Here is a 17,015-nt window from a genome sequence, read left to right as displayed (position 1 = left end):
TATTACCCCCTGACGCAGCGGGCGGTTGTAGCTCAGCTGGTTAGAGTGCCGGCCTGTCACGCCGGAGGTCGCGGGTTCGAGCCCCGTCAACCGCGCCACTGCTGCGTTCCTGGGCCGGGGGTATCCGGCACTGCCGAAAGGCATGCGCGCGGTTGTAGCTCAGNTGGTTAGAGTGCCGGCCTGTCACGCCGGAGGTCGCGGGTTCGAGCCCCGTCAACCGCGCCACTNCTGCGTTCCTGGGCCGGGGGTATCCGGCACTGCCGAAAGGCATGCGCGCGGTTGTAGCTCAGTTGGTTAGAGTGCCGGCCTGTCACGCCGGAGGTCGCGGGTTCGAGCCCCGTCAACCGCGCCATTTCACTCTCTGTTCACGGCAGCATCAGTGTCACCCGGAGCCTGCGGGCATCCGTAGCGATTGTATCAGTAAACGTATCCCAACAGGGCTTCCTGATCCGGGTCGGTCTGGGTGCGTAAAAATGCGAGATCCTTTTCAGCCAGATGATCGGGGGTTGCCGGGCGCGATTGGATCGCCGCCTTGAACCGTGACCCCAGCCGTTTCACCACCGGGCGAAACGGGGTGATGCGCGCGGGCTGATCGAGGCCCGACAAGACCGCATCGACTATCGTTTCTGGCTCCGCTTGCAGGGTTTCGATTCGCAGTACCACACAGGTACAGCCTCTGTTCAGGTAGCTTATCAAGCCTGTTAACTTGGCGCGGCGCAAGGCGAAGAGGTTCGCGAATGCGCAACCGGATTGAGGATCGCGATCCTGCTGCAGGGGTTGACCGACCATCCCCTTGGAGGCGGGAAAATACCGCGGTCGGTCGATGGTGCTGTGCCATGGCGCGCGCAGAAATTCAGAAAACTCCATGGCCTGCATCTCTGCAGCTGTGTGCCAGGGTTTGGCATGCATCGAGCGCGCCCAGCCCGCCGCGTTGCGCACCATGCAGATCACCGCCAGATCCGCGGGAATGGCGATGGCCGCCGGAAAGCCGTGTTTCCACCCGAGTGCGTCCGAGGGTTGCATGTGCGAGTTGCGCGCCAGCAGGCGGCTGGCCAGGTTGGTGCCGCTGGAACGTTCGCCCAGCACCTGGAACCGGGTCGGGGGCGGGCCGATGCGGTTTACGACCAGACCGGAACTGGCAAAATCAGCAGGAAGCAGGGCGCAATCCTTATTGTGGCGACGACCCATGAAAACGGTCACCGGAAGCTATCGATTCTCTTATAGTGCCATTGTCGTTAACACGATGCACATCAAACAGCAGGATCCTGGACATGCAAACCGCCGCCGCACTGACCATGGTACGAGACGACACATTCTTTCTGAAGTTGTGGCTGCACCACTATGGCGGTCTGTTGGGGCGCGAAAACTGTTACGTAATCAACCACGGGTCCGGATCGAGGGTCGCTGACATGGCGCGGGGATGCAATGTGATTGGCATTCCGGGCGATCCGCATCGAAATTTTGACATGAAACGCTGGCGCATGCTGAATAATTTTGTCATGGGGCTGCGCTGTTACTACAACCATGTGATCGTTGGCGACGTGGACGAATTGGTGGTGCTGGATCCAGAAGCGGGCAGTGATCTGTTCAGCTGGTTGAAAACCGTGCCGACCAACCGCGTGTTGACCCCATTGGGGCTTGAGGTGATCCACCGCATCGACGTCGAGGACGAACGCATCGAGGACTACGTGTTGGGACCGCGTCGCCATGTGCGTCCGGCGCCCCATTACTCCAAACCCTGTGTCGTGTCGGTGGGCACCAAGATCGCGCGCGGCGGGCATTTTACCCAATATGACAAGCTGCACACACCGCAACACCTGTACCTGCTGCATCTCAAGTTCTGTGACATGACGGCCTATTCCGATGCCATGGACCGGCGCAATGCCGTCACGGCAGCAACCGGTGCCAGTGTCAAGGAGGCGGCGATCGGGCGGCATTGGTTCGCAGAAACGCGCGGCGAGGATCACGAGGTCTTCGCCGGATTTCAGGCGCTGCGGATGCAGGAGGGATTCGAGATGGGCCCGCTACGCCGCCACATGCACCGCAGCTGGGCGGCGCGCGGAAGCACCGGATACTGGGCGTTCGAACGGGCTGAAACCGACACGCAATATCTGTTGCCCGAACGGTTCAATCGCCTGATCTGAGCGCAGCACGCCGATCAGCGCCGCGCGGTCAGGGTTTGTCCCCGGGCGTTGGTCATCACCAAAGCGCCGGTTTCGGATATCTGCAGCTTGAGGGGGCCGTTCAGCAAGGCAAAGAACGCCTGTTCCTGCGCCCCCACAGCCGGAACACAGGCCATGCGCGTTGCGGCAATTCCCCCAATATTCAGTGTTTCTCCGTTCAGCTCATAGCTGGCATTATAGCGGTTGCACCCGCCGCTGCCGGACACGCCACCCTGGGTATCGAATGCAATCGTGGTCTGGGCAATGTCGATCACGCCGCGCCCGTCGATATCTTCGATGCGCCATGCGTCGCCCGTCAGGATCTCCGACCCGGATGCCGGTGCGGCGGCGACCGGAGTCAGGTCGATTGCACCGACATCGGTCTGCGGTTGCGTCGGGTCAACCGGGATCACGGTGTCGGTCGTCCATAACAGTGCACCGTCTGCCCCACGGATGGACGCGCTGACCGAGTAGCTGTGACGCGGATCCAGAAGATCGCCCGCAATCGCCAGTTCAAACGGGATCGGAACCTGGTGGCCAGTGTACGAGGCGTCGACAACGACCTTGGACGGGGCGTCGGCCAGCGAAATGTCACGCAGCGAAACGGTGGCGATGCTGTCCGGTGCCAGCGCGATGCGTTGACGATAGGTGATCTGTCCGGAAACGGTGACCGCCTGCGCGGAGTCAGTTTGGGCGCGGGCAGGGGGGGCCAGTGTCGTGGCGGCAAGCAGGAATGCCAGGGCGAGTTTGAACGGGCGCAATATGAGGGGCATGGCGGGGCTCGCTTTGTTGGGCAGCGTCATGTGCCAAGATGGGAAGCACGCGCGGTTTCACAACCGCCGGGTTTGGGATGCCGGGCCGTTTCCCGACGTGGACAAGAACCGCGCATTCATCTGCGGGCCAACGCATCCAGAACGCGTGCCCAGCTGCGTATGCCCTTGTGAAAGCTCTCGACGTCGTATTTCTCGTTCGGCGAATGGATCTGGTCGTCGTCCTTGCCGAATCCGATCAGCATCGGCGTGGTGCCCAGGATGTTCTGGAAATGCCCGGCAATCGGAATCGAGCCGCCACAACCGATATAGGCCGCCGGATCCGGCCATTCATCGCTCAGCGCCTTGCGCGCCGCCTCAAAGGCCGGGGCGGTGGTTTCAAAGGCTCCGGCCCTGGATGCGCCATGCGCGGAAAACGCGGCAGTGCAATCTGGCGGCAGGGCGTCTGTGACCATCTTGCGGAAAGCCTGCCGGATCGCGACCGGGTCCTGATCGCCGACCAGCCGAAAGCTGATTTTGGCGCTGGCCTTGGAGGGCAGGACGGTCTTGAACCCGTCACCGGTATAACCGCCAACGATTCCGTTTGCTTCGCAGGTCGGACGCGCCCAGATCATTTCGAGCGGTGTGCGGTCCTGTTCGCCTGCGGGTTGGGACAGGCCGACATCGCCTAGGAACCGGGCATGATCAAAGGCCAGCCCCTGCCATTGGGCGCGCAAGTGTTCGGGCACTTCGGAGACGCCGTCATAAAAGCCGGGGACGGTGATGCGCCCGGTGTCATCGTGCAGCGATGCAATGATGCGCGACAGCACCCTGATCGGGTTCATCGCAATGCCGCCATACATGCCCGAATGCAGATCACGGTCCGGGGCGGTGATCGTCACTTCTTCGCCCAGCAAACCGCGCAGCATGGTGGTGATCGCAGGCACCCGACTGTCGAACAGACCGGTGTCGCAGATCAGGGCGAGGTCGGATTTCAGTTCGTCCGCATTTTCCTGCATGAACGGCACCAGACTGGGCGAGCCACTTTCTTCTTCGCCTTCAAGAAAAAAGGTCAGCTTGCAAGGCAGGGTGCCGTTAACCGCTTTCCAGGCGCGGCAGGCTTCGACAAAAGTCATCAGCTGCCCCTTGTCGTCCGATGATCCGCGGCCGCGGATTACCCGGCCATTGGCGGTTTCCTCGATGGCCGGGTCGAACGGATCGCGATCCCACAGGTCCAGCGGATCGACAGGTTGCACATCGTAGTGGCCGTAAAACAGCAGATGCGGGCCGGGGCCGTCCAGATGGCCGACAACCATCGGGTGACCCGGTGTCTGGCGCTTTTCGGCGGCAATGCCCAGACTGTTCAGATCTGTAACCAGCCAATCGGCGGCTGCGTCGCAATCGGCCTTGTATGCCGGGTCGGTGGAGATCGACGGGATCCGCAGCAACTCCATCAGCCGGTCCGTGGCTGCGGGCAGGTCGTTGTCAATACGGCTCAGGACATCGGTCAGGGACATGGGGCGGCTCCTTGGTCTTTGCGTTTCGAGCGACCGTAGCAGCGCCGCAGGCCGTGTCCAGCCTGTCAGGTGAGGACCAGACCCACGCCCAGCAAGAGCAGAGACGCCCCCAACACCTGTTGCGCGCTGAGTGTGTCACCAACGGCCGCTGAAATGCTTAGCACAAGCAGAGATTCAAAGGCTATGATCCCCAGATAGATCACGGCCAGATTGGCATGACGCAACACCACGATTTCCGCCAAGGCCGCACTGGCCAGCCCGATCACAATCAACGTCAGGGCCTGCGCGTTCAATTGGTCCGATGCAAGTTTCATGCCCAATGTGGCCACGGCATAGCCCCCGGCCGTCAAGATCATCAGGATTACGGAGGCAGCCAAACCCAGGTGTATTGTCATATCAATGCTCCGTTACGCTGGCCCAAGATTTGCAAGCCGTGATACGCGTCGCAGAGGCAGTCAAGCTCTGCCACAGATAGTGGTTTGCAATAGATGCATTATGCGTGTGCGCTTTGGAGATGGAACAACGACCGGTAAGAGTGCCCATGCAGGCGACCGGTCGTTGCCGTTTATCCCAACCAGGGTTCGCTCAGAACCCTGAACCACAAACCTACTAAGACTTTATACCAATAAACGCAGCGGGATACGTCGAATACCGACCACTAAACCACACACCTAGAAACAAAAATCGTTACCATCCCAATAGCTTGAAGATGCTGTATCGAGACCAAACCGACAAGTCAGGTATTCCGGACCTTTCGCCGGAATGGCCTGCGTGGCGCAGGCTTGATATATGTCAATGCTGCGACGTATGGTCTATCGTTAATCAGTTGATCAAGGTGTGAGCAATCTGTATTCACTGCGCAACGTGAATGCGGTTTTTGCACCGCCAAGCTGCCGCCGAAAATGGCGCAAACAGATGGAGGAGCCCGGTGGACTACACCGCGAAACTCGACACGGCGATTGCCCGCCTGCACGAAGAAGGTCGCTATAGGACGTTCATCGATATTGAACGCCGCAACGGCCAGTTTCCGCATGCCGTCTGGACATGTCCTGATGGCAGCGAACGAGATATCACCGTTTGGTGTGGCAACGACTATCTGGGCATGGGGCAAAATCCGGTTGTGCTGGCCGCGATGCACGAAGCCATGGATGCCACCGGAGCGGGATCGGGCGGGACACGTAACATTTCGGGCACGACCGTCTATCATAAGCGGCTCGAAGCGGAACTGGCCGATCTGCACGGCAAGGAAAGTGCGCTGCTGTTCACCAGCGCTTATATCGCCAATGACGCGACGCTTTCGACCCTGCCCAAGCTGTTTCCGGGGTTGATCATCTATTCCGACGAATTGAACCACGCCAGCATGATCGAGGGTGTGCGCCGAAATGGAGGTGCCAAGCGTATCTTCCGTCACAACGACGTGGCGCATCTGCGAGAACTTTTGGCCGCAGACGATCCGGAAGCTCCCAAGATTATTGCCTTTGAATCGATCTATTCGATGGATGGCGATTTCGGCCCCATCGAGGCAATCTGCGATCTGGCGGACGAATTCAATGCATTGACCTATATCGACGAAGTGCACGCGGTTGGCATGTATGGTCCCCGCGGGGCCGGGGTGGCGGAACGCGACCGCCTGATGCATCGTCTGGACATCATTAACGGTACGCTGGCCAAAGCCTTTGGCGTGATGGGTGGCTATATAGCGGCCAGCTACAAGATGTGTGACGCCATCCGCTCTTATGCGCCCGGGTTTATTTTCACGACGTCTCTGCCGCCTGCGGTTGCTGCGGGGGCCGCGGCCTCGGTGGCCTATCTCAAGCAGGCACCGGAATTGCGCGATGTTCAGCAAACGCAGGCCAAGATCCTGAAGATGCGCTTGAAGGCCCTGGGACTGCCAATCATAGATCATGGCAGCCATATCGTTCCGGTTATTGTGGGCGATCCGGTCCATACCAAAAAGCTGAGCGACATGCTGCTGATGGATCACGGTATCTATGTGCAACCGATTAATTTTCCGACTGTACCCCGGGGCACCGAACGGCTGCGGTTCACCCCGTCGCCTGTGCATGGCCCCAAAGAGTTGGACAGGCTGGTCAAGGCCATGGACGCTCTGTGGTCTCATTGTGCGCTAAATCGCGCCGAACTGAGCGCCTGAACGCATCTCCGAGTGCAATTTGCCTGAGCTGTGTTAACCTGATCGAAATAAAAGCGTGACTGAGTCGATGGGGACGACTCCAAGCGTTGAGACAGACGCGGCAGGCTAAATGAGGCAACAGGCATGATTGGGCGCAAACAGACGCGCAAATCAGAGGAAGATGATGTCGTGAAGCCGAAGGGCTTTGACGACTTTGAGTTGCGTCTGGGCGATACTATGCGCGGCGAACGCGCCACCATGGGCAAATCTTTGTTGGACGTTCAGCGCGAATTGCGCATCAAGGCCAGCTATATCGCCGCCATCGAAAACTCCGATCCGTCTGCCTTTGATACACCAGGCTTTATTGCTGGTTATGTGCGTTCCTATGCCCGCTATTTGGGCATGAGCCCGGATGAGGCTTTTGCCGCCTTTTGCCAGGAAAGCGGGTTTTCGGTTGCCCACGGAATGTCGGCCGAAGCGTCGGTTATCAAGGCATCGGCCGCTCCGGCGCGCAAAGGTTCTGCTGCGAAGCGCGATCCGTTTACCGCACCCAGCACCCCGTTCATCCCGTCCCGCGAGGGCGTGTTCAGCCAGATTGAACCGGGGGCCATAGGGTCGGTTCTGGTGCTTGTCGCCTTGATCGGCGGCATCGGCTATGGTGGTTGGGCGGTGCTCAAACAGGTCCAGCAGGTCCAATTCGCACCGGTTGAGCAATCGCCGGTGGTACTGTCGGACCTCGATCCTCTGAACGGTGCGACCCGTCCCGTCGATGCGGCGGGCGAGGGCGGCGGTGTCAGCGGGTTCGACGCCCCATCGGTCGAGGCGCTGGATCGGTTATATCGCCCACAGGCACTGGACGTACCGGTCCTGGTGGCCCGCGATGCGCCGATATCGACACTGGATCCGCGCAGCGTCGGCAGCTTTATCCCGCCCGAACTGCCCCAGGTTCAGGTGGCCGAACGTTATCTGGATCCGAGGCTGCAGGGACCCGTTCCCCAGCCTCAGGTTGTCGAGGAGTCCGCTCCGCAATTGCGCATGGTCGCGGTGCGCCCGTCCTGGGTGCGGGTCAGCGCGGCCGACGGTACGGTCATCTATGAGGGAATCATGGAAAGCGGGCAGAGATATGACGTGCCTGCAACTGAGGAACCGCCGACTTTGCGGGCCGGGGAATCCGGCGCAATTTATTTCGTATTGAATGACGATCATTTTGGGCCGGTTGGCGAACGTGGCACCGTAACGTCCAAGCTGCCATTGTCCATCAAAGCGGTGAAAGAGCGTTTCCAGGTCGCCGATCTGAAGCGGGACCGCGATCTGGCCCGTATGGTGGCCGAAGCGCAAATGCTCGAGCCACAACCCTGACCCACGTCCATTGCCCTGGGCCGGTGGAGTGGTTATCTACTCACCCGATACCGACCCGGAACATGGAACAGTTCGCATGTCACTGAATCCAGTGCGCCCATGGCGCAATATCTATCGTCGAAATTCGCGCCGGATCATGGTGGGGAACGTGCCCATTGGCGACGGCGCCCCGATTGCCGTGCAAACCATGACCAATACGCTGACCACTGACGTGGCCGCGACGGTTGCCCAGGTTCAGGCCGCGGCCGAAGCGGGGGCGGATATCGTACGAATCTCGGTGCCGGATGAGGCTTCGTCCCGCGCATTGAAACAGATCGTTGCCGAAAGCCCGGTGCCGATCGTGGCGGATATTCACTTCCACTATCGGCGGGGCATCGAGGCCGCAGAGGCAGGTGCCGCCTGCCTGCGGATCAATCCGGGCAACATCGGGAACGAACAACGGGTGAAAGACGTCATTCAGGCCGCACGTGACCACAATTGCTCGATCCGGATCGGTGTCAATGCGGGCAGCCTGGAAAAACACCTGCTGGAAAAATACGGCGAACCCTGTCCCGATGCGATGGTGGAAAGCGGTCTCGAACATATTCGAATTCTGCAGGACAACAATTTCCACAACTTCAAGATCAGCGTCAAGGCGTCCGACGTGTTCATGTCCGCTGCCGCCTATCAGCAATTGGCCGAAGCCACCGACGCGCCGATCCATCTGGGCATTACCGAGGCGGGTGGCCTGGTCAGCGGCACGATCAAATCTGCCATTGGGCTGGGCAATCTGTTGTGGATGGGCATTGGCGATACCATCCGCGTCAGTCTGTCGGCAGATCCGGTGCAAGAGGTCAAGGTTGGGTTCGAGATCCTGAAATCGCTTGGCTTGCGCCATCGCGGTGTCAATATCATCAGCTGTCCCAGCTGCGCCCGGCAGGGGTTTGACGTCATCAAGACGGTCGAGAAACTGGAAAATCGGCTGGAGCACATCAAGACACCAATGAGTCTGAGCATCATTGGCTGTGTCGTGAATGGACCGGGCGAAGCGCTGATGACGGATGTCGGTTTCACCGGTGGGGGTGCTGGCAGCGGTATGGTCTATCTGGCGGGTAAGCAAAGTCACAAACTGGACAACGAGGCGATGGTGGATCACATCGTCGAGCAGGTCGAGAAACGCGCATCCGAAATTGAAGCTGCCAAGGTCGTCGCCGAGGCAGCGGAGTAATCCCTGTTCCAAGCGGGACGGCGTGTGCATCTCTGCCGCCCGCATTGGAATATGGTTTCAGGCCCGTTTCAGGGCGCGCATTCGGACGAATCAGCCGTCGCGTTTGTCCGCGACAATCAGTTCCAGCTGGTCGGCGGGCAAGAAGCCACGAAGCAATTCGTCCTGCAGCACGAATGTCGGTGTGCCGCTGATCTGCAGCCGCTGGGCCAGCTCCCGGGTACTGGCGATTTCGGCGCTGACCTCGGCGCTGTCCATCTTCGCCAGGATCGCATCGCTGTCCAGGCCCAGCCCATCGGCCAACCGGCGCAGCGTCACGTCGGTCATGTCGCCCCCCATATCCATCAACGCGTCATGTACCTGACCATAGGCCTCGTCCCCGGCCACATGCCTGGTCGCAATCGCAAAGCGTGACGAAATCATTGACGCTTCACCGAGGATCGGGAACTCCTTGATGATCAGGCGGATGTTGCCGTCATTGGCCAGCAGTTTGGCGACTTCGGGCTTGGCCTTGCGGCAATAGCCACAGCGATAATCCATGAACTCGACCAGCGTGATGTCGCCATCCGGGTTCCCGCCGACCCAGGAAAATCCATCGTTAAACAATGCGTCCGCGTTAGCCTGAACCAGTGCCTGATCGGTCTGGACCTGCGCCTGGGCCTTGCGTTCTTCGAGCAGGTTGACGGCCTCGATGATCACTTCGGGATTGTCCAGAAGATAGGCACGAACTTCGGCACGGAATGCCTCACGTTCGGTATCTGTCATCGCCGCCAGGTCGGCGGCGGCAACCGGACTTGCCACCAGGGCAAGTGCGGTCAGGGCGGGGGCGGCAAAGCGGATCATCGTTTTTTCCTTTTCTTCAGTTGTTCTGCTGCAATGAGCACATCCTGCGCGCGCTGCCAAGACACCGAACCGCGCGGCAGAAACCGAACGGCGCGTTGGGCCTGACGACCCGCGTCTTCCATGCGGCCCTGCAGCGCATAACGTTCTGCGGTAACCAGTGCGGCCATTCCGTCGTTGCCGGTCTCGGCATAGGCCAGGGCCAGATCCCGCAATACCCGGCCATTGCGGAAATCGCGCGCGCGGCTGTCTTGCAGCGGTGCCAGCGCGGCCTGCGGCTGGCCAGCGGCCAACAGCGCGCGGCCATAGCCACCCAGGATCAGCGCCTCGCGCGGAGCGAGACCGACCGCGACCTTGTAGGCGGCCAACGCGTCGTTCATCTGCCGGTTCTCCAGCATGATTTGTCCCTTGAGGTCGTAATAATAGGCATCGTCCGGACGGGCTTCGATCAGGGCATCGAGCGCCAAACGGGCGCGGGCCAGATCGTTTTCACGGTGATACGCCACCGCCTGCCGCATATGCCGCACGTCTTTGTACGGGTCTTCCGCGGCCCGGCGCCGGGTCCATTTGGGCGAGCGCGTATAGGCCGACAGCTTGCCGCGTATCCGGTCGAACCAATAGGCGTCGTCCGGGTTGGTCGCGTCGATCTTGCCGTGTGCCGTGACATAGGACTCGGCCGCGCGTATCCGGTCACGGGTCAGCGGATGCGACTGCATATAGGGATCCTGTCGTCCGACGGTGAGGGCCTCTTGTCCGGCGAAGGTTTTGTGCAGATCCACCAGCCCCTGCGGATCCAATCCAGAGTTGCGCATGTAGTTGGCAGCCGAGCGATCGGCCGCAGCTTCTTCGGCGCGGGTATGGGCGAGAAATCCGCGCATCGCCGATGTCGTTGTGCCAAGGGCAATGCCACCGGCGGCCTGACCGGCACCTGCGGCCCCGGCGATGATCGCAAGTGCGGTCCCCAGCCCGGCGGCGGTGCGGGCACTGCGCATGTTGCCCATGCGGCGGGCAAGGTGTCCGTTCGATATATGGGCCGCCTCATGCGCGATCACCGCCTGCAACATTGCGGCGGAATTCACCTTGAGGATCAAGCCGTAGTTCACGAAAATGGTCTGCCCGTCGATGACAAAGGCGTTCAGTGAACTGTCATTGACCACCAGAACCCGCACACGTTTGGGGTTCAGGCCCGCCGCGCGCAGGACCGGGGCCGACAATTGCAGCAGACCGTTTTCGATATCTGCGTCCCGCAACAGGCCGATTGCCGCAGAAGGCACCGCCGATACCAGATAGAACAGGACAATAGCAGCGCCAATCTGGACCCGCCTCCCGCACCATGCAAGGATTGACGCCAGCCGGGATAAACGGTCAATACACATGGCCGCACCATGGGAGAAGCACATGCGAAACTCAACCCGGTCTCAGGTCGATCCCTTCATTGTGATGGACGTGATGGAAGCCGCGCGCCGCGCCGAGGAATCAGGGCGCCGAATCATCCACATGGAGGTCGGTCAGCCCGGCACCGGCGCGCCCAAGGGGGCGGTACGGGCGTTGGCCGGGGAACTGCAGAACGATGCGCTGGGGTATACGGTTGCATTGGGACTTCCGACGCTGCGCCGCCGCATCGCGCAATTGTATGGGGACTGGTACGGCGTCGATCTGAATCCAGAACGTGTGGTCATCACCCCGGGGTCGTCGGGCGGCTTTATCCTGGCCTTTACGGCGCTGTTCGATACCGGTGATCGGGTTGGCATTGGCGCGCCGGGCTATCCCAGCTATCGACAGATCCTGAGCGCGCTCGATTTGGTGCCGGTCGATCTGGCGACGGCACCGGAAAATCGCCTGCAACCCGTGCCCGCCGATTTTGTGGGGCAGGATTTGGCCGGGCTGATGGTGGCCTCGCCGGCCAACCCAACCGGTACGATGCTGGATCGCGGTGCGATGGCGGCATTGATCGACGCGACACACGCGCAGGGCGCAGCCTTTATCAGCGATGAAATCTATCACGGCATCGAATACGAGGCCAAAGCGGTGACCGCACTGGAACTGACCGACGAGTGCTATGTGATCAATTCGTTTTCCAAGTATTTCAGCATGACCGGCTGGCGGGTCGGCTGGATGGTCGTGCCCGAAGATCATGTGCGCGTGATAGAACGGATTGCCCAGAACATGTTCATCTGCGCGCCGCACGCCAGCCAGGTCGCGGCGCTGGCGGCGATGGATTGCGAAGAGGAGTTGCAGGCCAACCTCGCGGTCTACAGTGCCAACCGGGCTTTGATGCTGCAGGGCTTGCCCGCAGCGGGGTTCACCAACATCGCCCCCCCGGATGGGGCGTTCTATGTCTATGCGGATGTGTCTGATCTGACCGATGACAGTCGTGCATTTGCGGCCGAGATCCTTGACCGGGCCGGTGTGGCGGTGACGCCGGGGCTGGATTTCGACCCGATTCGGGGAAACACCACTCTGCGGTTTTCCTATGCGCGCGCGACCGCGGACATTGAGGAGGGTCTGGTGCGGTTGACCCGCTACATGGCGGCGCGTGGCTAGGGCGTTTTCAACCCCAGGTGGGTCAGCTATTGTCGTGCCCAGAGGGTCGGCGCAACGATCTGCCATAAAACCGGAAACACAGGCATGAGCAGGATTCTCGCGGCGTTGGCCGCCGTATGGCTGATAGCGACGACCACGAGCGCGCAGGATTTCAGCGGGCTTGCCCGCGTCGATGCGACCCAAAGTCGAATTGAAGCGGATGGGCGCAGCGGCGTCAGGATCGATCTCTTGCTCAGTCAGGGCGTACCCTATCGGCTGTTTACGCTGGATCGGCCTCCCCGGCTGGTGCTGGACTTTCAGGAAGTCGACTGGACCGGGCTTGCGCCTGAAACGGTACTGCAAACTGACCGGCTGACGGAGGTGCAATTCGGGACCTATGTGCCGGGGTGGTCGCGTATGGTGGCCGAGCTGGCGCGGCCGATGGCCGTGACATCCGCGGCGATCCAGATCGACCCGGTCACCAGTGCGGCGATGCTGGCCGTCAGGTTGATGCCGGTGTCCGCCGAAACCTTTGCCGCCCAAGCGGGGGCACCACATGACCCGCGTTGGGATTTGCCGTCGCCTGCCGACCTGTCGATTCCGTTGAAGCGCGGCGCCGATGCGCCGCTTACGGTTGTGCTGGATCCGGGACACGGGGGCATCGACCCCGGTGCCGAAACGGACACCATCGACGAAAAGGATCTGATGCTGCAATTCGCCCGTGAACTGCGCGAAATCCTGATGCGCAGCGGTGACTTTCAGGTGGTATTGACCCGCGACGGCGATCATTTCGTGTCGCTTGAACAGCGCATCGCTCTGGCGCATCAGGCCGGGGCAGATGTCTTTCTGTCGCTGCATGCGGACGCTTTGGCCGAAGGGCAGGCGCATGGGGCAACTGTGCATGTGCTGTCGCGCGCGGCGTCGGATGTGGCCAGCGCCAAGCTGGCCGAACGTCATGACCGGGGTGATCTGTTGTCAGGCGTCGATCTCAGCAAGGCCGACGATCGCGTCACCGGTATCCTGCTCGATCTGGCGCGGCAGGAAACCCGGCCACGCACCGAAGCGCTGGCCCGCGCGTTGGTCGAAGGTATGGTACAGGCGGGCGGGCCAATGAATCGCCGTCCCCTGCGCCGGGCCGGGTTCTCGGTTTTGAAAGCGGCCGATATTCCCTCGGTCCTGGTTGAAATCGGGTTTCTCAGCAGCCCACGGGATCTGGTCAACCTGCAGAATCCGCAGTGGAGGGCCGCGATCGCCCGCGGCATCCGCAATGGCTTGCAGGCCTGGCAACAGTCCGATTCTGCCCGTCGACCATTGGTGCGCCAGTGACCGCCGCAGGGTCAGGCGATTTATCGCCCTGTTGTGTTTTGACCCGGCCCGCAGGCGTCCCTATATAGAAGTCATCGCGCGAGTAGAGGCAGTCAAGTGATCCGGTTTGTATTATCCTTTTTCGGGGCGATTTTCACGCTCCTGACCCTGGGCATCGCCATCGTTGCCCTGAGCATCGGTGCGGTGTTCTGGATCTATGGCCGCGACCTGCCCAGCCATGAATCGCTGGCGCAGTACAAGCCGCCGACGATCAGCCGGATCTATTCGGGCAAAGGTCACATGATCGACGAGTTTGCTCAGGAACGACGCCTGTTTGTGCCCGCCGATGAAATCCCCGATCTGGTCAAGCAGGCCTTTATTTCAGCAGAAGACAAGAATTTCTATAGCCACAAAGGCTATGACATGCGCGGCATCGCGGCCGCCGGGATCGAGGCGGTGCGCTCGCGTGGCGACAACGTCCGCGGGGCCTCGACCATTACTCAGCAGGTGATGAAGAATTTTCTGCTGTCCGGAGACCGGCGCATCGAGCGCAAGATCAAAGAGATCATCCTGGCCTCACGTCTCGAGGAAACGCTGGACAAGGACCAGATACTCGAACTTTACATGAACGAGATCTTTCTCGGGCAGAATTCCTATGGCGTGGCGGCGGCCAGCCAGACCTATTTCAACAAGACGCTCTCTGAACTGGCCCCGCATGAGGCCGCGTTCCTGGCGTCGCTGCCCAAGGCCCCCAGCGACTTTCACCCTGTACGCCGCAAGGATCGGCTGTTGTCGCGACGCAATTTCGTCCTGCGGGAGATGTACGAGAACGGATACATTGATCGCGCGTCCTATGAAGTCGAAGCTGCGTTGCCGTTGCGCTCGGTCCAGAATGGCGATTTCGAGAGCTTTCGCACCGCGTTGCCACCCCGGGATTATTTCACCGATGAAGTCCGCCGCCAGCTGAGCGAAGACTTTGGCGAGGGCGAATTCTTTACCGGTGGCTTCAGTGTGCGTGCCACGATCGACGAGGAAATGCAGGAGGTTGCAGCAGAGTCTCTGCGCGCCCAGCTGGAAAAGTATGACCGCGGTCGTGGCATCTGGCATGGAACAAAGGCACGGATCGCGGCGGATCTGTTAACGGACGAGGCGTCCTGGCGCGCTGCCCTGTCGGATGCCGACATCCCCCGCGATGTCCGGTTGAATGGTCAATGGTACCCAGCAGTGGTGCTTGAGGTTGGCGACAGCGATGCCCGGATTGGCATCGAAAACGTAGCGGATGACGAAGATGGCCACTGGATCACCGCCAAGGACGTGCAATGGGCGCGCAAACGGCGCAGTGATGGAACCCTGGCAAAAAAGGCGCGGGTGGCTGGCGATCTGCTGGATGTGGGCGACGTCGTGCTTGTCCGCAGGATGACCAGTGACGAGGACGGGTCATTCATCCGCTGGACCTTGCGGCAGGTCAGCGAGGTCCAGGGCGGGTTCATGGCGATGGACGTGAATACCGGGCGTGTTCTGGCCATGCAGGGCGGCTTCAGCTATCAGGATTCAGTGTTCAACCGCGCCACGCAGGCCCAACGTCAGCCCGGCTCCAGCTTTAAACCCTTTGTCTATGCGGCCGCGTTGGACAGTGGCTATTCTCCGGCCACCATCGTGGTTGACGCCCCGATCGAGATCAATACGCCCCAGGGTCTTTGGCGGCCGCGCAATTCGTCCAACAAGTTCTACGGCCCCACGCCTCTGCGCACAGGGATCGAACAATCGCGGAATCTGATGACCATTCGATTGGCCCAGGAAGTGGGCATGCCCGTGGTCGCCAATTATGCCGAGAAATTCGGTGTTTATGACGAGATGGGCCCCTATCTGGCCAATGCGCTGGGGTCCGAGGAAACCACATTGTACAAGATGGTCGCTGCCTATGCGATGTTTGCCAATGGCGGTGAGCGGGTGGAACCGACGCTGGTCGACCGGATTCAGGACCGGTACGGCGAGACCATTTATCGTCATGACAAGCGCGACTGCATCGACTGCGGCTCGCCCGGGATCGCTCCAAACGCGACGCCGCGCATCATCAGCAATCGTGAGCGGGTGATGGATGCGATCACCGCCTATCAGCTGACCTCGATGATGAAAGGTGTGGTCGATCGCGGTACGGCCAGCGGCGTCGTCAAACTGCCGGTGCCGACGGCGGGCAAGACCGGCACCACCAATGACGCGCGCGACGTCTGGTTCATCGGCTTCACCAGCAATATCGTGGCTGGCTGCTACATCGGCTATGATCGCCCCCGTCCGCTGGGGCGCAGCGCATATGGATCGTCCATGTGTGGCCCGGTGTTTCAGTCGTTCATGACCAAGGCGACGGAAAAATACGGTGGCGGCCCGTTCGAAGTGCCCCCGGGTGGGCATTTTATCAAGATCGACCGCTTTACCGGTGGGCGGCTTCCGGACGATGCCAGCGGTGCATATGTGGTGGCCGAATATTTCCGCGACGGTGCCGATCCGGTGTTTGGCCTGACCTATGACGGCGGATTTGCGATGGGTTCGAACCTGCCGTTGATTGAAGAGGTGGTCAGCAGCGGTCGGCAGGTCAGGACATCGACTGGCGGCACGGCAGTGGTTGGTCCCAAGGCGAATTTCGGCACGGTCAGTTCAGGCGGACTCTATTAGGGACGGGACCCGTTGATTTGGGCAACATGATGTGCTTCGCCGACAGAAAAGCGAGCGATGAACATGTCTGGTCTTTTCCGGCTGACCGAAGCGCAGGTGGCGCGCCTTGATCTGTATTTCCCGAAATTTCACGGCACACCTCGCGGGATGATCGCAGGGTGTTGGGCGGAATTATCTTCTTTAATCACAAAGTGTTACGGTGTCGCGACGCCCCGAAGGAGTGCGGGCTGCTCACGGGACTCTATAATCGCCGGAAGCGATGGAGCGAAAAGGGCGTTTTGCGAAGATAATGGCGCGGTTACCCTGCATCCCCGCTCGAAAACAACGCAAGACCCCGCTCAGAAACGACAAGCGCCGGTACAAGCCGAGATCATGTTCGGCAGGCATAAAGATTGGCGGCGCGTGGCAACCCGTTGTGACCGATGCCAAAAGCCTTCCTCTCGGCCATCGCCCTCGCAGCAGCCGCCATCTGTTGGCTGTGAATTCTGACCCAAAAGATAGTCGCCGGGCTCACACCTTACGAATTCATCCGCAAAATCCGGGCTCCATAACCAG

Annotated in this window: 13 protein-coding genes, 3 tRNA genes and 1 pseudogene; 11 read left to right on the top strand and 6 right to left on the bottom strand. The window is 60.7% G+C overall.

What is annotated here, in order from left to right; genetic code table 11:
- The first annotated feature begins 21 nt into the window (after window positions 1-21).
- From NANH_RS0106595 to NANH_RS0106585, 3 genes are all read left to right on the top strand, one after another.
- Window positions 22-98, top strand: a tRNA-Asp gene (locus NANH_RS0106595).
- A gap of 50 nt (window positions 99-148) precedes the next feature.
- Window positions 149-225 (top strand) — tRNA-Asp (locus NANH_RS0106590).
- A gap of 50 nt (window positions 226-275) precedes the next feature.
- Window positions 276-352 (top strand) — tRNA-Asp (locus NANH_RS0106585).
- A gap of 65 nt (window positions 353-417) precedes the next feature.
- On the opposite strand, the gene NANH_RS0106580 is transcribed toward NANH_RS0106585, so the two are convergent.
- On the bottom strand, window positions 418-1,188 hold the full coding sequence (locus NANH_RS0106580; protein WP_245601414.1) for a hypothetical protein: 771 nt from the start codon (window positions 1,186-1,188) through the stop codon (window positions 418-420).
- 83 nt (window positions 1,189-1,271) lie between these two features.
- Here NANH_RS0106580 and NANH_RS0106575 point away from each other — a divergent pair, with 83 nt between their 5' ends.
- Window positions 1,272-2,144: a glycosyltransferase family 2 protein gene (locus tag NANH_RS0106575; RefSeq protein WP_027261303.1), complete on the top strand. Its 873-nt coding sequence runs from the start codon at window positions 1,272-1,274 to the stop codon at window positions 2,142-2,144.
- A gap of 14 nt (window positions 2,145-2,158) precedes the next feature.
- Here the strand turns inward: NANH_RS0106575 and NANH_RS0106570 are convergent, their stop codons facing one another.
- The 3 genes from NANH_RS0106570 to NANH_RS0106560 form a co-directional block, all read right to left on the bottom strand.
- Entirely contained in the window at window positions 2,159-2,935 is a 777-nt protein-coding gene (locus NANH_RS0106570; protein ID WP_161631365.1) for an META domain-containing protein, read from the bottom strand.
- 116 nt (window positions 2,936-3,051) lie between these two features.
- Window positions 3,052-4,428, bottom strand: a complete 1,377-nt coding sequence (locus tag NANH_RS0106565; RefSeq protein WP_027261301.1) for a M20/M25/M40 family metallo-hydrolase — start codon at window positions 4,426-4,428, stop codon at window positions 3,052-3,054.
- Between the two features lie 65 nt (window positions 4,429-4,493).
- Window positions 4,494-4,823, bottom strand: coding sequence for a hypothetical protein (locus NANH_RS0106560; RefSeq protein WP_027261300.1), 330 nt, complete (start codon window positions 4,821-4,823; stop codon window positions 4,494-4,496).
- A 533-nt stretch (window positions 4,824-5,356) separates the two neighbouring features.
- On the opposite strand from NANH_RS0106560, the gene hemA reads away from it, so the two are divergent.
- The 3 genes from hemA (at window position 5,357) to ispG (ending at window position 9,125) form a co-directional block, all read left to right on the top strand.
- Entirely contained in the window at window positions 5,357-6,580 is a 1,224-nt protein-coding gene (gene hemA, locus NANH_RS0106555) for a 5-aminolevulinate synthase (protein ID WP_027261299.1), read from the top strand.
- 123 nt (window positions 6,581-6,703) lie between these two features.
- The gene (locus NANH_RS0106550) at window positions 6,704-7,918 is read left to right on the top strand and encodes a helix-turn-helix domain-containing protein (RefSeq protein WP_027261298.1); all 1,215 of its coding nucleotides are present in this window, start codon (window positions 6,704-6,706) and stop codon (window positions 7,916-7,918) included.
- Window positions 7,919-7,994: 76 nt separating this feature from the next.
- Entirely contained in the window at window positions 7,995-9,125 is a 1,131-nt protein-coding gene (gene ispG, locus NANH_RS0106545; protein ID WP_027261297.1) for a flavodoxin-dependent (E)-4-hydroxy-3-methylbut-2-enyl-diphosphate synthase, read from the top strand.
- 90 nt (window positions 9,126-9,215) lie between these two features.
- Here ispG and NANH_RS0106540 read toward each other — a convergent pair whose 3' ends face one another.
- Window positions 9,216-9,965, bottom strand: a complete 750-nt coding sequence (locus tag NANH_RS0106540; protein WP_027261296.1) for a DsbA family protein — start codon at window positions 9,963-9,965, stop codon at window positions 9,216-9,218.
- On the bottom strand, window positions 9,962-11,338 hold the full coding sequence (locus NANH_RS0106535) for a M48 family metalloprotease (protein WP_245601413.1): 1,377 nt from the start codon (window positions 11,336-11,338) through the stop codon (window positions 9,962-9,964). The genes NANH_RS0106540 and NANH_RS0106535 overlap by 4 nt, the downstream gene beginning before the upstream one ends.
- Window positions 11,339-11,360: 22 nt before the next feature.
- Here NANH_RS0106535 and NANH_RS0106530 point away from each other — a divergent pair, with 22 nt between their 5' ends.
- The 4 genes and pseudogenes from NANH_RS0106530 to NANH_RS27835 all read left to right on the top strand — a co-directional run bounded on the left by NANH_RS0106530 (window position 11,361) and on the right by NANH_RS27835 (window position 16,942).
- Entirely contained in the window at window positions 11,361-12,506 is a 1,146-nt protein-coding gene (locus NANH_RS0106530) for a pyridoxal phosphate-dependent aminotransferase (RefSeq protein ID WP_027261294.1), read from the top strand.
- Window positions 12,507-12,590: 84 nt separating this feature from the next.
- Window positions 12,591-13,811, top strand: coding sequence for an N-acetylmuramoyl-L-alanine amidase (locus NANH_RS0106525; protein WP_027261293.1), 1,221 nt, complete (start codon window positions 12,591-12,593; stop codon window positions 13,809-13,811).
- Window positions 13,812-13,907: 96 nt separating this feature from the next.
- Window positions 13,908-16,460, top strand: a complete 2,553-nt coding sequence (locus NANH_RS0106520; RefSeq protein WP_027261292.1) for a penicillin-binding protein 1A — start codon at window positions 13,908-13,910, stop codon at window positions 16,458-16,460.
- A 63-nt stretch (window positions 16,461-16,523) separates the two neighbouring features.
- Window positions 16,524-16,942: pseudogene (locus NANH_RS27835) on the top strand (transposase).
- Window positions 16,943-17,015 lie beyond the last annotated feature (73 nt).

The organism is Sedimentitalea nanhaiensis DSM 24252 (assembly GCF_000473225.1).
GTDB classification, from domain to species: domain Bacteria; phylum Pseudomonadota; class Alphaproteobacteria; order Rhodobacterales; family Rhodobacteraceae; genus Sedimentitalea; species Sedimentitalea nanhaiensis.
Note: the sequence above shows the minus strand (reverse complement) of the source record. Positions and strands in the feature narration are given on the sequence as shown.

What these genes read in the sequence shown, in the direction of transcription:
- NANH_RS0106580 (WP_245601414.1), bottom strand. Translation starts at nt 1,188, where the DNA reads ATGGGTCGTCGCCACAATAAGGATTGCGCCCTGCTTCCTGCTGATTTT.
- NANH_RS0106575 (WP_027261303.1), top strand. Translation starts at nt 1,272, where the DNA reads ATGCAAACCGCCGCCGCACTGACCATGGTACGAGACGACACATTCTTT.
- NANH_RS0106570 (WP_161631365.1), bottom strand. Translation starts at nt 2,935, where the DNA reads ATGCCCCTCATATTGCGCCCGTTCAAACTCGCCCTGGCATTCCTGCTT.
- NANH_RS0106565 (WP_027261301.1), bottom strand. Translation starts at nt 4,428, where the DNA reads ATGTCCCTGACCGATGTCCTGAGCCGTATTGACAACGACCTGCCCGCA.
- NANH_RS0106560 (WP_027261300.1), bottom strand. Translation starts at nt 4,823, where the DNA reads ATGACAATACACCTGGGTTTGGCTGCCTCCGTAATCCTGATGATCTTG.
- NANH_RS0106550 (WP_027261298.1), top strand. Translation starts at nt 6,704, where the DNA reads ATGATTGGGCGCAAACAGACGCGCAAATCAGAGGAAGATGATGTCGTG.
- ispG (WP_027261297.1), top strand. Translation starts at nt 7,995, where the DNA reads ATGTCACTGAATCCAGTGCGCCCATGGCGCAATATCTATCGTCGAAAT.
- NANH_RS0106540 (WP_027261296.1), bottom strand. Translation starts at nt 9,965, where the DNA reads ATGATCCGCTTTGCCGCCCCCGCCCTGACCGCACTTGCCCTGGTGGCA.
- NANH_RS0106535 (WP_245601413.1), bottom strand. Translation starts at nt 11,338, where the DNA reads ATGTGTATTGACCGTTTATCCCGGCTGGCGTCAATCCTTGCATGGTGC.
- NANH_RS0106530 (WP_027261294.1), top strand. Translation starts at nt 11,361, where the DNA reads ATGCGAAACTCAACCCGGTCTCAGGTCGATCCCTTCATTGTGATGGAC.
- NANH_RS0106525 (WP_027261293.1), top strand. Translation starts at nt 12,591, where the DNA reads ATGAGCAGGATTCTCGCGGCGTTGGCCGCCGTATGGCTGATAGCGACG.